19 protein-coding genes are annotated in these 14,440 nt (G+C 43.1%); 11 read left to right on the top strand and 8 right to left on the bottom strand.

The features are described 5' to 3' along the window. Nucleotides 1–160: 160 nt before the first annotated feature. Complete coding sequence (locus HMPREF0721_RS09630) at nt 161–886, bottom strand: hypothetical protein (protein WP_050786991.1); 726 nt, start codon at nt 884–886, stop codon at nt 161–163. 256 nt (nt 887–1,142) lie between these two features. Further along, nucleotides 1,143–1,277 carry a hypothetical protein gene (locus HMPREF0721_RS12625; protein ID WP_006599554.1) on the bottom strand — a complete coding sequence of 45 codons (135 nt, stop codon included), beginning with the start codon at nt 1,275–1,277 and terminating at the stop codon, nt 1,143–1,145. A 549-nt stretch (nt 1,278–1,826) separates the two neighbouring features. On the opposite strand from HMPREF0721_RS12625, the gene HMPREF0721_RS09625 reads away from it, so the two are divergent. From HMPREF0721_RS09625 to HMPREF0721_RS12295, 5 genes are all read left to right on the top strand, one after another. After that, nucleotides 1,827–2,156, top strand: a complete 330-nt coding sequence (locus HMPREF0721_RS09625) for a DUF2089 family protein (RefSeq protein ID WP_006599552.1) — start codon at nt 1,827–1,829, stop codon at nt 2,154–2,156. Continuing rightward, entirely contained in the window at nt 2,153–2,335 is a 183-nt protein-coding gene (locus HMPREF0721_RS09620) for a hypothetical protein (protein ID WP_006599551.1), read from the top strand. Before HMPREF0721_RS09625 ends, HMPREF0721_RS09620 begins: the two co-directional genes overlap by 4 nt. Nucleotides 2,336–2,784: 449 nt before the next feature. Then, nucleotides 2,785–3,519 (top strand): MerR family transcriptional regulator, encoded by a 735-nt coding sequence (locus HMPREF0721_RS09615; protein ID WP_006599548.1) that lies wholly within the window; start codon nt 2,785–2,787, stop codon nt 3,517–3,519. A 333-nt stretch (nt 3,520–3,852) separates the two neighbouring features. Further along, nucleotides 3,853–4,101, top strand: a complete 249-nt coding sequence (locus HMPREF0721_RS12300) for a hypothetical protein (protein ID WP_006599547.1) — start codon at nt 3,853–3,855, stop codon at nt 4,099–4,101. 39 nt (nt 4,102–4,140) lie between these two features. Next, entirely contained in the window at nt 4,141–4,686 is a 546-nt protein-coding gene (locus tag HMPREF0721_RS12295; protein WP_006599546.1) for a CPBP family intramembrane glutamic endopeptidase, read from the top strand. 629 nt (nt 4,687–5,315) lie between these two features. Here the strand turns inward: HMPREF0721_RS12295 and HMPREF0721_RS11580 are convergent. Together HMPREF0721_RS11580 and HMPREF0721_RS09605 are read right to left on the bottom strand one after the other, a co-directional pair. Beyond that, nucleotides 5,316–5,519: a cysteine-rich KTR domain-containing protein gene (locus tag HMPREF0721_RS11580; RefSeq protein WP_006599544.1), complete on the bottom strand. Its 204-nt coding sequence runs from the start codon at nt 5,517–5,519 to the stop codon at nt 5,316–5,318. Nucleotides 5,520–5,944: 425 nt separating this feature from the next. Further along, the gene (locus tag HMPREF0721_RS09605; protein ID WP_006599543.1) at nt 5,945–6,631 is read right to left on the bottom strand and encodes a Crp/Fnr family transcriptional regulator; all 687 of its coding nucleotides are present in this window, start codon (nt 6,629–6,631) and stop codon (nt 5,945–5,947) included. A 97-nt stretch (nt 6,632–6,728) separates the two neighbouring features. Here HMPREF0721_RS09605 and HMPREF0721_RS09600 point away from each other — a divergent pair, with 97 nt between their 5' ends. The 5 genes from HMPREF0721_RS09600 to HMPREF0721_RS09580 are packed head-to-tail and all read left to right on the top strand — an operon-like array spanning nt 6,729 to nt 10,950. After that, nucleotides 6,729–7,904, top strand: a complete 1,176-nt coding sequence (locus HMPREF0721_RS09600) for a 2-hydroxyacyl-CoA dehydratase family protein (RefSeq protein ID WP_006599542.1) — start codon at nt 6,729–6,731, stop codon at nt 7,902–7,904. Then, a complete protein-coding gene (locus HMPREF0721_RS09595; RefSeq protein ID WP_040640042.1) occupies nt 7,901–8,224 on the top strand; it encodes a hypothetical protein in 324 nt (107 codons plus the stop codon). The genes HMPREF0721_RS09600 and HMPREF0721_RS09595 overlap by 4 nt, the downstream gene beginning before the upstream one ends. Next, entirely contained in the window at nt 8,221–8,931 is a 711-nt protein-coding gene (locus tag HMPREF0721_RS09590; protein ID WP_040640041.1) for a 4Fe-4S binding protein, read from the top strand. The genes HMPREF0721_RS09595 and HMPREF0721_RS09590 overlap by 4 nt, the downstream gene beginning before the upstream one ends. After that, complete coding sequence (locus HMPREF0721_RS09585) at nt 8,932–10,161, top strand: 2-hydroxyacyl-CoA dehydratase subunit D (protein WP_006599539.1); 1,230 nt, start codon at nt 8,932–8,934, stop codon at nt 10,159–10,161. Continuing rightward, nucleotides 10,162–10,950, top strand: coding sequence for an acyl-CoA dehydratase activase (locus tag HMPREF0721_RS09580; RefSeq protein WP_006599538.1), 789 nt, complete (start codon nt 10,162–10,164; stop codon nt 10,948–10,950). It begins immediately after the preceding gene. A 66-nt stretch (nt 10,951–11,016) separates the two neighbouring features. Here the strand turns inward: HMPREF0721_RS09580 and HMPREF0721_RS12860 are convergent, their stop codons facing one another. Then, on the bottom strand, nt 11,017–11,124 hold the full coding sequence (locus HMPREF0721_RS12860) for a hypothetical protein (protein ID WP_423219051.1): 108 nt from the start codon (nt 11,122–11,124) through the stop codon (nt 11,017–11,019). Between the two features lie 274 nt (nt 11,125–11,398). On the opposite strand from HMPREF0721_RS12860, the gene HMPREF0721_RS09575 reads away from it, so the two are divergent. Then, nucleotides 11,399–11,998 (top strand): hypothetical protein, encoded by a 600-nt coding sequence (locus tag HMPREF0721_RS09575; RefSeq protein ID WP_006599537.1) that lies wholly within the window; start codon nt 11,399–11,401, stop codon nt 11,996–11,998. 162 nt (nt 11,999–12,160) lie between these two features. Here the strand turns inward: HMPREF0721_RS09575 and HMPREF0721_RS09570 are convergent, their stop codons facing one another. The 3 genes from HMPREF0721_RS09570 to HMPREF0721_RS09560 all read right to left on the bottom strand — a co-directional run bounded on the left by HMPREF0721_RS09570 (nt 12,161) and on the right by HMPREF0721_RS09560 (nt 14,366). After that, nucleotides 12,161–12,469 carry a hypothetical protein gene (locus HMPREF0721_RS09570; RefSeq protein ID WP_040640040.1) on the bottom strand — a complete coding sequence of 103 codons (309 nt, stop codon included), beginning with the start codon at nt 12,467–12,469 and terminating at the stop codon, nt 12,161–12,163. Nucleotides 12,470–12,497: 28 nt separating this feature from the next. Further along, nucleotides 12,498–13,409 (bottom strand): hypothetical protein, encoded by a 912-nt coding sequence (locus HMPREF0721_RS09565; RefSeq protein ID WP_006599535.1) that lies wholly within the window; start codon nt 13,407–13,409, stop codon nt 12,498–12,500. A gap of 63 nt (nt 13,410–13,472) precedes the next feature. Beyond that, complete coding sequence (locus HMPREF0721_RS09560; RefSeq protein WP_006599534.1) at nt 13,473–14,366, bottom strand: hypothetical protein; 894 nt, start codon at nt 14,364–14,366, stop codon at nt 13,473–13,475. Nucleotides 14,367–14,440 lie beyond the last annotated feature (74 nt).

Here is a 14,440-nt window from a genome sequence, read left to right as displayed (position 1 = left end):
TCACCCGTCGGGGAGCTTTTTATTTTTTGACCGCTCGTTGTTATCCCATGCCAGGCGGGGCATTGCAGCGCTGTTCTTCGCGTTTAAGCCTCTTTCGGCAACAGGGTCTCGGCCACCGCCTTCAACACAAAGATCCTCAAGCCCTCTTGTCATGCCTTTGCTATTTTCCAGCCAAATCGCTGAGCTTGCCCTTTTCAACGATCTCAGAATGAAATTGATCGTCCTTGCCCGGCGTACCGCGTTCTATCGTCCTGACGATTTCATAGGTCCCTTTATCTGTGTCAATATCAAGAAGATTTTCCGTTTCCACGGGAATGCCCATGTCTTTTTGGACTTCCTTTCTGATATTTTCTTCGAGCCCGCCCATCCCCCTGCTTTTGAACAGCAGCGTAAAAATGATGAAGATATCGCGTTTTCTCTGACTCGCTTCCGGGAAGTGCTCTTTAATCCAACGATCATGCAGGTCACCGTCGGCACTCCACTCAACTTTTATAAACTTCGGCCCGCCCGCCGTATATCTGAACCGAATGATGGCCTCTCCGGAAGCCCCCGATAGGTTATAGGTTTTTCCTTTAACGGCAGCGTATTCGGCAACCTCTAAATAAACATAAGCCGCCCCTTTGCCGCCGTCTCTGTCAATGCCGAAGACTTTGGCGTCTGCAAAAGCTTTATCCGGGACATATCTTGCATACGCGGTCTCTATTTCACTTTTCGCCACTTGCTTCATCAAAGTCCGCAGATCCGACGGGCTCAAATTTGCGTTTTCGCCTGGATGATTCCTGCGGCTGTTATTCCGGTTCTGCCCGGCGCATCCTGCCATCACTGCGATCAGCACGACCGATATCAAAACAATGCCCATTATTTTCCCTGTGCTTTTGCCTGCCATTTTCCTCCACCAGCCTTTCAATCGCTGCAGCTCCATACCGCCGTCATCCCGATAAACGGGGATTTATATAAAGATATCCATATTGTTCCCATGTTATTAAATTATTCATTAAAAAATATTGTAAAACTTTACCTCTCCCGTTTTTGTCTTGAATGAAATTAATCCCAATAAAACACCTTTGGCATTACAATCAAACCTAAAACCCAAATATGTATCTTTAGAATAATATACTTTTCTTTTAATTACAGTAATTCGTCTATATAGATATGAAAAAATTTATTATACGATCTTCTGCTTTTTCTTTGTCAGTATATTTTATTCCTTCTTGATCATAATACTTATCAATTTCTGATTGAATATCTTGATATATTTTTTCTTCTAAGTCATTCATTTTTCTTTTTTCCAAATTCACATTCGCTTATTTCATCCGCCGCTCAAACCGAAACAGCCTCACCTGTCTTTTTCTCTGCATCGAAGTTATCCGGGCACTGGGATGCCGGCCGTTACGGCATTTATCTCTTCAGGGCAACAAGGTCTGACTGCCCATAACGATGATGCCAGGTTCTTTTTATATTGCCAATATTAATGATTGCTTTCAAGCTTTTTCTTTGATATCTTCAAAAAAATCACGAATATAAGCATTATATTCAAACTGCCTGTCTATCGTTGATTGCCTTTTTTCTTTTCTTCCAATTTCAGCCGTTGCTGAAATGCAACATTAAAAGAAGATGGGTAAAACTTTTAAAAGTCTCTGCGTTCGATCCTTTATTCAAATCCGGTTTTTCGCCCAGCGATATACGCTCCTATAAACAAAATTTTATCTATATCTTTCCTGAAGTCTGCGGTCTTTTTATGGTGTGAGTAATTTTATTTAGTCTCTCCATAATAATATATTCAATAATATTTATATTGAAGTCTATAATAAAAGCAGATAATAATTATGGTAAACAGAAAAGAGGCCATGGATGTGACAAGTGATGATTTCCCTGTTTGGCTCAACGAGCTTGATGAAGAAGACTTTGAATTTGTGCGGCAGTTTATCCTGTGTTCCGGATCGTTAAAAAGTATGGCACAGCACTATGAGGTTTCCTATCCTACGATCCGACTGCGGATAGACCGGCTGATTCAAAAGGTTGCCGGTGTGAGATCGGGGGAAGACCGGTTTGTCAGCTTAATCAAGGACATGGCTCTAGAGGGTGAAATGTCCTATGAAGCGGCCAAGAAACTGATTTCCTCCTATAAAAAAACAGGAAGAAGGCAAGGATTATGAAGTTTATTATTTTATTGATTTCCGCGGCATTGTTCTGGGCAGAGTGGCTTGTCATCCGCAAGACCTCTGTAAATAAATTCATTCCCATCATTGTGGCCTTTGTGATTGGCATCCCTTTAGGCACGGCAATCGGAATTCATCTGATTGCTGCACCTCTCCTGTTTATGCTCCTGGCCTGAGCATTTTGCGAAATCGAAGATTGGTTTTTCAAGCGAAAAGGGCGTAATGGTATGACAGAAACAGAAAAGTCGAAACTGAAAGATTTGTAAATACCCTGCACGATTTGACGGTGGCCATGCTGATACGGCATGGCTGCTGTTTTTTATCAGCTCTCCTCTTCAATCAATCCTGCCTTTCAGTCCGTCCGGCAGGTATCCTCGCCTTTGTTTCGTGAGCCGCTATCCGCCGAAGCATATCTGCAGCATGCCAAGCGGCATTTTCTCTTTATAATTACAGCATTTGCACAGGACATGTTTAGTACCCTTTCGGCAGGATTGTTTTGAAATTTTTTCGAGATTTTTTCTTATTCAAATCTTTAAAACAAAGCTTTTGCGAAAAACTTTTTAAAAATGTATTGACTATGACATAACGTGATAGTTTATGCTCATATTCGTCAGGAGGTGCTTGAATGTATTTAATTAAAAAAGTCAGTGAAATCAGTGGTGTATCGGTGCGCACTTTACATCATTATGATGAGATTGGTTTGTTGTCTCCCCGAAAAAACGAAAATGGGTATCGGTATTATTCTGAGGATGACATGTCTCTTTTGCAGATGATACTGTTCTATAAATATTTGAGATTTACCTTGAAGCAGATCAAAGAACTGCTGCAGCAGGATGAAAATGCATTACTGACTCATTTAAAAAAACAGCTGATTTTAATGCAAGCAGAAAAGCAACGACTCCTAACACTTATAGATACATTGGAAAAGACGATTGAATCCCAAGAAAGGAGAATGGTTATGCCAATGGAAGAAAAATTCAACGGATTCACATACCAGGATAATCAAAAATATAAACAAGCTGCAATCGATTTGTATGGAAAGGAAGTCATTGAAAAAGCTATCGAAAAGCAAAAAGGAAGAGAACAAGAACTCACGGATGGCTTTAATAAAATATTCTTTGCCTTTTCTGAAAATATGTCGAACGGGCTGAATGCCACATCTCACGAAAATATAGGATTAGCAAAAAATTTACACAAGCATCTTTGCAGATACGCTTTTGATTGTCCAATGGATGTCTTTTCGGGCATCGGGTATGGCTATGTAAAAAATGAAGAATTCAAAAGCAATTTAGACAAATTCGGGGAAGGAACGGCTCAGTATGTATGTGATGCCATTCAAAAGTATGTAAACGAAAAGTAAAAATTATTATTCTCAAAAAGGACTGCGAAGAAATGAAATATCATTTCTTTGCAGTTCCCTTGAGCGTGTGTCTTATATGCCGCCTCAGCTTTTGCGATTAAATCGGTGCTGGCCGCTGCTGAAAGGGATGGCCGTGGATCGCTCCAAGAATCTACATGAATGAATTAGGAGAAGATTGATGAAAAGCGTATTGAAAAAATAACGGACAGCTGGTTCGGATACTCGATCGGCAGTTTCTTCTTGGCGACCGTTGGCGGTCTGATCGGCATGTTGATTACGGGAATACCTTTGGGCATTTATGCCGGGCTGGCATAGGGGGACAAGATCGCTGCGATGACGGGCGGTGCGCGGGAAATCATCACAGGTTTGATGGGGCTTATTCCCGATTGGATCATAACCGGGCAGGCGTATCTGACCTCTATCGGCATATGGCTTTTTGCACTTTTGTGGTTCAGGCGCAAAGCGAACAAACCGATCTGGGGCGCCGTCAATAAAAAATCGACCGGAAATCATTACAAAAATCTGATGATCGGATTGGTCCTCGGTGCAGTCCTCAACGGATCCTGCGCACTTGTGGCATAGCTGCGCGGGGATATTGTTCTCCGTTATGATTCATTCAACGTGGTCTATGCACCGATTCTTTTTGTATGTGTATTCGTTCAATCGTCAGCGGAGGAACTGATCTGCCGAGGCTATCTGTATCAAAAGCCGATGATCGCAATCGTTGGAAATGCCGTCTTATTTGCAGCCTTTCATCTCCTGAATCCCGGGGTGACCCTGTTGTCTTTCATGGATACCGTGGTTTGCGGACTTCTGTTTTCCCTCATGGTTTACTGCAGCGACAGCATCTGGATGGCCATGGCGGCCCATACGGCGTGGAATTACCTCCAGAACATTGTCCTCGGGCTGCCCAACAGCGGAAGAGTCATGCCTTATGCGATCTTTAAACTGGATATGGCTTCAGCCCGAAACGGCTTTGCTTATACCACAGATTTCGGAATCGAAGGCTCTGTGATGGCCATTCTGGTACAGGTGGCCGCCATTGCGGCGTTTTTGTATTTGATTAAAAAAAATGGCGCGGGCGCCACCAACATCTGGGCAGCGCAGTGCGATAAAAATGAAATCGGTGTAGAACTGAAAAATTCAGACAGTATTTTGATTAAGTAAAACCGCTGCGCCGCAGCCTTGGCGGGCATAATGAATATGGATTCCTTTTCGATTCGGTACATCTATGGGTATTGGCCTTGATAAACGCGATTGTATAAATCAAAACCGCCCGCACAGCAGGCGGTCAAAGTTCCGTTTTCCGCTGGGAAAAACTGCAATGGAGCGCCCTAATAAAAAATCCCTTTGCGAAAGGATTATGCCTTTCTCGGAGGGCAACGCAATAAGCAGAAATTTAATCATAACTTTCTTCTATCGTTATCCATTTTGCACCTCCCCTGCCTTTATTGGCGGAGCGGCTGCTCATCTGTTCATAACTTTATGAACTCACATGCCTTTATCAGCATGAACTATTCCAGATAAATTATAGACGGAGGTGAACTGTTCGTACATGCTTTACCTGAATCATCGGGACTCATATTGAAAAGCCGGGAGATCGACCGGATCATTCACATGCTTTACAAGTGTAGCGACAGAGCCTTGGAAATAATCAAGGCAACTATAGCCCTCATCCATACCGCCCCTGAAAAGCAGCCATAAAGCTGTTTTTCTTCTTCGATTTTTGTCTATATACAAAATTGCTCCTTATGATGAAAAAGAGCCGGTGACCACAGTCTTTCGACTGTCGATCATCAGCTCTTCGTCTTTGCGTCCGGCTCTTTGATGATGGTGATATTTCCTTGTTTCAAGTCAATCACTGTTTCTTTCTTGCATTTTGGGCAAAATAGCGGAACCCGTTTTAGTTCTGCATCATCCCTGACTTTTACTCGCGTTCTGCCTTCACATGTCGGACAGAGTATCCATGTTGTTCCTCTCACGACCGTTGACCCATACATCCTTTTTTGAAATTTCCAGGTTGCTATTATGCCAGATATAAAAAGTTAAGAACCAAGAATAAGAAAGGCTGGGTTGTTTTCCCCTGAAACTCACTGCTTACCAGTTTCAATGTTTCCATGATATTTCCTCATCCTTTTTTACAATACCGTTGATTTATAATATTCAACTAAAATAAAAATTGGAGCATTTCGCCCCTATTCCGCCAGGAAGGGGATGCGGACTTTTTCTTGAACTGCCTAAGCAGCAAATCCAAGACTTCGTCTGTACGCCATAGGGCTCATGTTCCCGAGTGACACCTTGATCCGTCTTTCGTTATACCAAACAAGTTCATGATCTCATCAAGGCTCTTGCCATTCTTGAACGTTAAACTTGTAATTTATGCAATTTTACAGGAAAGGATCGAAAAAATATTATATTTCAGAGATTATATAGATTCACTGATTTCGATTAACTTGGCAAGCTTGCAGATGCGAATCCATTTTGCATTGTATGCAATCAGTCCGTCCGCTTTCATTTTACATAATTCTCTGGAAAGAGAAGTCCGCCGTACGCCCAGCCGCTCTGCTAATTCTTTTTTTGAAAAATGAAGCAGAATTTCCAGATTGTTCTGCATGTTATATTCATAAATCAAATAGTCTGCGATCTTTTGCCGAAGCGCTTTACGGGATAAAACATTAATTTTACCGGCAAGGACAAGTGTTTTGTCGGATATGGACGTCAGCAGCCGGGAAAGAAATTCCCGGTCTTTCTGACCAATGCTTAGAATCGTTTCCTTTTTTAACTTGAAAAATTCGACTTCCGTATCGGCAACGATCATCATCGGAAAGTGTCCATTCTGCGAGAACAATAAGTTTTCACCCAGGGTATCCCCTGCAGTGAACTGATTAACGATTAACACATTTCCCTCATTGTCAATTTTCTGAGCTGAGGCAGACCCTTCCAAAACAACATCTAAACTTTTGCACAACTCATCCTGCCAGTAGATGATTGCTCCTTTGCTGTATCTTACGGTCCGATACAGCCCATTTTGAAAGTATTCTTCTAATTTCTCATCTGAAAGTCCATAAAACAGAGCGGTCTTTTTTAAAATTTGAAAAAAATTATTCTTCATTTGCAAATACCAATTTACAATTAGTTACCATAGTAACACTTCCTGCGGACAGAGGACAGTATAATGCAAAAAGCATCAAAAATAAAGGAGTATTTGCATGAAAACGAGACAAATGAATTTTGCAGAGGAGACAAAGAACTTTCTGTCAACAATCGTTCCGGATTATTTTCTTTCGTTGCAGAACAGGGATATTCCCCCGCGAATTGCTTCGGCAATACCACGGATTGCCGTTTTGGGAACGGATATTCCGGAAATTTATCTTCGCGCTGCCGGTTCCGATCCGGTGTATATACCGGAAAGCCTTTATGCGACTTCGGAATATGCAGAGAAAAACTTTCCACAAATATGTGACCCGGCCATAAGATCGGCTGTAAGTTATTTGACAAAGGGAAGCATCAAAACATCGGATTTCGGTGCCGTGGCGCTGTCCGATGCCTGTATGGATGCGCGTAAAGCAAGCCAGTTCCTAAAATCGCATGGCTTTCCGGTTATTATGCTGGAGGAAGGACCGGCGCTTGCATCCGATTTGACAGATACCTGCCGATACCATCACAACCGTTTTCTCAAACAGCTTGAGCCTGTCACCGGGCATAAAATCACCCGGGTCTCTTTAAGGGATGCGGCCCGAAGGATCACAGCTGCTCATAAACTTTTAGACGCGGTTTCATCTTTGTCTGTTCCGCAGACAGCGGTGGATTATATCTGCCAGACCTACTACATGGCAGACGACAAAGATGAATGGATGATGCAGGTTCAGCATTTCATAAAGGCGCATCCCCAAAAACAGGTAGAAGAAAATAAACTTTTGTTAATAGGGTCGCCGATTTATTTCCCGAATATAAAACTTCCCAAAATTCTCAGCGACCTTGGAATGACTCATTATGAAAACAGATGCGGTGTAAGGATTCCTCCGGATTATTCTTCAGCCTTTCAAGGCACGATGTCTGTTCCTGCTGTGTTAAAGACAATACAGGAAATTCATTATAAAAAAGCAAAATCGGATCCCGCCATACAAATTATAGACGATGACTGCTCTTTGGACCGCTATCAAGGCGTGATTTATCACGTTTTAAAGGGACAGCTGAATTACGCGTATGAGGCGGAACGTCTTGAAAAAGCAGCAATAAAAACGGGGACACCCTTTGTTTGCATAGAAACGGACTATACCAATGCCGATGCTGAACAGATTCGCATTCGCCTAGAGGCTTTCTCAGAATTATTGAAAAGTGATCCGTCTCATAAACGATCAATATTGAAAGGAGAACTCTCTTGAAACGGTTTGTATCGACAAAATTTTATTCAAGGATTAAAAAAATCAGAAACGCGCATCCATCCATCATGCAGCTGATGCCAAATGCCATAGGGGGATTTTTGGCGGTGACCGCAGCACGAATTGGGCTGTTACAGCCTCTTGCATCAGGCCAGCAACAGGCACAAAAGCCGATTGCTGCCGGAATGGCGCAAATCTTAGTGCATCTGCTCTTCATGGTTTTGATCGCGGTAAGTGTTTGCGTTTCACTGCTGCTTAATCACAAAAAAAATCAGAAAAAAATTCCGGTCCTCCCTGTTTTACATCAGAAGGGGCGTTCATGATGAAAAGAACAAAAATTACGATTTTCAGATTTAGTATGCTTCTGTTAGCTTATCTGCTGTTTATTTTTCTGGGAGCAAAGTACCGGCTGATTGTTCTTTTGATCAGTCTTTTAAGTGCATTATTATTCGGAAGATTATGGTGCGGCTACGTTTGTCCGTTAGGATTTTATCAGGAGATTTTGTCCTTCCTGAGAAAGAACACAAGAATCCCTTCTGTGCATAACTCCAAGATGGTTCAGCTTCTGGTTCGTGGCCTGAAATGGATTGTATTTGCCGGATTTTTGTTTTCTGTCGTATTTTGGGGACTTCGCCCCTCGATTTATATTCGTCCGGATCAGTTGTTTACAAATGTCCGGACCTCCGTTTGGTGGTTGATTTTGACTGGAGTTTTTATCGGTTTGTGTTTTGTACAGGAACGATTCTTCTGTAAGATTTGTCCCTTGGGTGCTCTCAGAGGCATTTTTAATCGGGGGAGTTTCAGCAGGATCCGGAAAGCTCCCCAGGTCTGTACACATTACAGAGCCTGTCTGGAGTGCTGCCCAATGGATATTGAATCGATTTATCTGGAACGCGAAAAAAAGGATGTCACGCATTCTGACTGCATCTACTGTATGAAATGCATTGAAGCCTGTCCCGAAGAGGACGCCCTTTCCTTTACCGTATTGGGGAAAAAGGTACTGACTTCGCATCGGAAAAGGAGCAAATAAATGAATCATCGTACGGAAGAACGCTACATCCGAAATATTTCCAGAGTTTCAGCGGCTGCATTAGGAAATTTTGAACATTCGGATCTCAAGGAACTTCAATATTTCACAGATAATCTGAAACGTGCCTTCGTCTCTCTGGAAAAGGATGAAACAGAATATATTGGAACGTATTGTATCATGGTGCCGGATGAAATTATTTTTGCTTTTGGCTACCGACCATTGCGGCTTTGCGGCGGACATCATACGGCGGCTTTAATCGGGGATGAGTTGGCACCGAGAGATGCCTGCCCAGTCATAAAAGCAAGCGTCGGGTTTCACGCCATGCAGGTTGTTCCGCTTTACCAGCAATGCAAGTTGGTGATTCTCCCGCTGACATGCGACGGAAAAAGAAAAAGCGCAGAGCTGCTCTCAGAATACGTGCCGGTCATTCCCCTGCCGGTTGAAATGAGCAAGTCGGAAGATGATTTTCAATATAACACTACGGCATTGCAGTCGCTGATTAAAAGCATCGAAGCAGAAACAGGAAGGAAATTTTCAACCCAAAAACTGGTGCAGGCCTGTAAAGATGCAGACCGTGCGCAGCAGGAAGCCTACCGGCTGTATTCCTATCTGGCCGCTGATGATCCGGTGATTCGAGGCTCTCAGGTAATGATGATTATGAACAGCTATTGCTACGATCTCCCCCAAAAATGGGCGGAGCATGTAAAAAGACTGAACACGGAATTAGAAAAGCATAGAGGAAAAGCTTCGCCACATTCACGGCGTAAACCGCGAATTTTTATTGCAGGCTCACCGATCACATTTCCAAATTTTAAGATTCCTTTTCTTCTTGAAAGTCTGGGTGGGCAGATTGTTGGTGATGAAACCTGTATGTCCGGAAGGCTGCTGTACGATCCGATCATCCCGGACGAATGCAGCAAGGATGGCATTTTGCGGGCTCTCTCCGCACGGTATTTCAGCGCCTGCACCTGTCCTGTTTTTGAAGAGACTGAGGACAGATTGAATTCCTTGCGTGAAAAATTACAGAAGTGCAAGGCCGAGGGTGTGATTTACCATGTGCTTCGCGGCTGCACCCCTTATGATTTTGAGCTGCCCCTCATTGAAAAAATAACCGATGAGCTGGGGATTCCCCTGATACGCGTTGAGACGGACTTCTCTTCTGAAGACGCTGAACAGGTCAGGATCCGTCTTGAGGCTTTCGTGGAATTGATTGAGCAAAGGAGAAGATAAATGCGAACTTACTATATGGGATTGGATGCCGGCTCTACATATATGAAAGCGGCTTTGATTTCTGAAGATCAGGTTGTATCGACAAAATTACTTCCAACCGGGATTGATTGCGAAAAAACGGCGGATGAATTAGTGCAAGCAATTAAACGTGACACAGAGGTAACAAACGAGCAGATGCGATCGATAACGGCTACGGGATACAGCCGCAGAAGTATTAGTTCCGCGGATTCCACGATTTCTGAAATCACTGCTCACGCCTGGGGAAGCCGACTGACAGCCCCGAAGGGAGTACATCCGAGATTGCTGATTGATATTGGGGGGCAGGACAGCAAAATTATTAGTATGGGACAGGAAGGACAGATTGTAAATTTTACAATGAATGATAAGTGCGCTGCCGGAACCGGAAAATTTCTGGAAGTTGTTGCAGAGCTTCTGGAAACAACCATTGATCAAATTCCCGAATTGGCGAAAGCAAGCAAGAATCCCTGCCAGATCAACAGTACGTGTGCCGTTTTTGCGCAGACGGAGGTGATTTCTTTGCTTGCTCAAAAAAGAAGCCGGGAAGATATTTTAGCCGGGATGCACCTTGCTATGGCAAATCGAATTGCAAAAATGGCAAGAAAATATAAATCGGACGGCGATATTCTGATGACCGGAGGCGGCGCGAAAAACGACGCATTGCGGACGGCACTGGAAGATGAATTAATGACGGATATTCAAGAAGCCAATTTTCCTCAATACAACGGGGCCATCGGGGCCGCTCTGATTGGAAAGTCAAGAGTTATTTAACCTGCAAAACCTAAGCTGATCCCAAGAGATTGCTCGAATAATGACCGGTTGCTTCAAGACCTACGTTTATTTTTGCTTTGTCATAGCAAAAATATTCTGATAAAGCTCGTCGTAACCGGTTTTGTTGTTAGCGATTGTGAAACCGGGACATAAAATCTCCGCATTGGATCCCAAAATACAGCAATCATGCTCGTTTTTGGCAACATCGATACCAACATATCATAGAGCAGACCTTTTTTAAAAGTATTTGACGCCGTTAAAGACCCACAGTCCCCTTCCTTGACATACCCATCAACATGAATTATAAAAGAATAAAGGATTTGAGGTTCCAGTCCACTGACACCAGCCCTTCGATTTTCAACTATTATCATAAAAGATCTATTTACAAAAAGATTTTTCCACCTTAAAAAATTAGAAAAGGACATTGAAGAATACAGGAGGCGTATTAATGAATGATGAAAATAACAATCGCATCAACCTGTTTATCAAAGGGGGTATTCTCCTTGCCGTGATTTTGGTTGCAACCATGATCATTGTGTCTATCATGGCTGATTATGGCAATCACCCCTACCTCTTCTTCCTTCAGGGTTTGTTCTCATGGATTCTTATTGTGAATCCTTTCTTACTTATTCTTCTTTTGTGGGTTTTCCGCAGACATAGCATTGCCTGTCGATTGGGCTCAAATCCGTTTGAGGAAGTAAAAAAGGCAAAAGAAGAAAGCCGAAAATTAAGCCAATCAAAGCTGATTTCTCTGTTTATTGGCTTGTCTTTGTTCTTTCTCCTTGCAACGCCCGGGCCGATGACGCTGTTGGATTTACCACATCTTAACACTCCAGCCAAAACGGAAGTCAGATATCCACGGGTTTCCTATGAATCTTATTCCGACGATCCCCATTTAGAAGGAATCGATCATAAAGGCAAGAATGTCGTAATCAGGGTGAACAGCTTTCAGATGCAGCGAATTAATCAAAGAGCGAATAAGAAAGCCCCTGTGCAGGCATATTATATGCCCCGCAGTCGATGCCTCTTATACTTTGAAGAAAAATGAAATTCCCTTTAAACCTGCTCCCTGACTTCCATGATTTCCTTGACCTGTAAAAAGCAGCTAAGCACTTGAACAAAAGCAATTCCTCTAATTAAAAACAGAATAAGATTTCAGAGAGAACAACCTTAGCTAAAATCCCATCCCAAGCATTCCATTACATAAAATTCAGCCGGTCGTATTTTTGAGATCCGTCAGGCTGTAGGGTAAGTTTCGGTGCTTTTTTAGAGAAGATGCCCTTAAAAGACATGAGATCAGAGAAAGGACAAATGCAACACCTGCCATTACAGCGACAACTGGCGCCAAAACCACAAATATGGCTGCTAAAGTCTGGGTAATTATTTTACCGAATGCCATATAATCATTTGCAACCGGCGTTTGGGCATGCTGCATTCCAAGAATGGCGAGCACAATTTCAACGACTGTAATAAAAGCACTCAATACCGCGATGCATCCGCTGAGTATGGTTCCAATCAAAATCCAGTTCCTAATTTTTATTGTGAGATCAATACGGTTTATAATCAATATCCAAAGTATCCGTAAGTTCTTTAAGCGTAAATCCTGAAAAGTCAAATTTTTTCAGGGCTGCCGTAATCCTCGGATCCTGTATCATCCAAAATGCGTATTTTTGATTGCCGACTGTCACCGTCCGCACCTCTGGATGCTTCCCCAGAATGGTCAAATTTTCGGCCTCCTTCAAATTGCTCCACATCCCGAAATAGATGTCTTCGTGTACAATTGCGGCAGAACCATTTCCAGAGCCACTGGTGCAAAATTCCTGGGCGATATCCTCGCTTACCGCATCATCACAGTCATAAAGATAATTTTCTTTTGAGTAATCCCTGGTAAAATAATCTGTTCCGGTCACCTGAGAATATTTCCCATTTTGAATTTTTAACGAAGATACCCTGAAGGTTCTGTTATCTGACGGCGAACTGAAATAAAGTATCTCCCGATTGGTCTTATAGATATAGAAATGATCCGCCTTTTTCAAATCCTTTGTATCGTCATCTTTCTTCAAAGCCTCTTCCGGCGTGTCATACCATTTGAGTCCCCGATGGCCGGAATGACCGGGAGAATCATTAACTCTGGTTCCATAATAACCGGGGATGTCCGAAATATCTGATTTGGTCGTGATAACGGGAATCATGAATGCAACAAAGGCGATTCCTATGGAAAGAAGGAATATGACAGCCAGCTTTTTGGCAAACTTCCTGCACTTCCAAACCACAATACCACCGATAACCAAGGCGATCGGAATGGCGTTAAATATAATCAGAAGATTAACGTCTCCTATTATCCTGCTCCCCGTTGATGGGCTCAGTAAAAAGCCCAGCGTAATAAATCCGCCGCCGAGTGCTCCGATAAGGATCATACATACCGCCAGGATCTTTTTTATTTTTTTATGCGTCTTCAAGATGGGTTCCTCCTTCTAAATCATCTTCTTAGCCCATGCCATAACTGCGCAGCCCCCAGCGCCCTACTTTTCATTTGTATTAGGAAGGCCTTTGATGGATACCGTCTTGGGATTCAAACCGGCATTTATATTGCTAATAATCCAAAAATAGCCAGTGTTGCCACCCCGAAGGGAGAGCGAAATAATTTTTGCACAGGGAATGCCGTCTACTGTCACCCGATCCATATGGGGATATCTGGAAACTCCCCAGACAAATAATTTATCTGCTTGCGGCATCACACTTTTCCGGCTAAGCGAAGCTGACAGGTCCGCCCGAAGGGTCTCCTCGTCAGAGTAAGAATCAAAACTAGCCGCAGACATTTTTCGGGTGCCAACAGCATAATAGCGTCCGCCTTCCTTATAAATATCCACGCTGAGCACCTTCAGAGCCATATAGAAAGGGTCCTCCTCCTGGTATGACCCTTTTTTCACATGTTTCGGAGCGGGCTTTTGATAAAAAACACTAACGGCGTGTGAATCTTCAAAACGGTAGAATTCCCGATAGCCTGCATCGAGTTTGGTGTTCTTAAGGATTTCATCCGCGGAAGAATAACTTTTGGCAAAAATATCGTCAGTGTAGGAAAATACGTTGGCATTCGCTCCGCTTAAAACGCCTGCATGATGTTCCATTTGATTGAGCTGAGATGCAAGCATCCCATACATAGACACATAGACAAGCACAATGAGCATCAAAAATTTCCTTGAAGCCAGGAAACTTCCTGCCTTGCGGTATAAGAGAACGGGAACCAGAAGCACCAAGATGTATAACGGGATAAAGACCCATCTCTGCATCGGGCGGGACAGCCCAATCCCCAGACTGGCTTCGGTGCAAAGAAAGAGCAACCCGATCACGAAAAAGCACATCCGAATTTTGATATGTGGTTTTTTCTGCTTCTTTGCTTTCTGTTCTGTTTCCATACGTTATTCTCCTATGTGCATCACATGAATCAGCCCGGATTCAGCCGCCATAAAAACAAAAGATGCCAAAGACC

The organism is Pseudoramibacter alactolyticus ATCC 23263 (assembly GCF_000185505.1).
GTDB classification, from domain to species: Bacteria; Bacillota; Clostridia; order Eubacteriales; family Eubacteriaceae; genus Pseudoramibacter; species Pseudoramibacter alactolyticus.
Note: the sequence above shows the minus strand (reverse complement) of the source record. Positions and strands in the feature narration are given on the sequence as shown.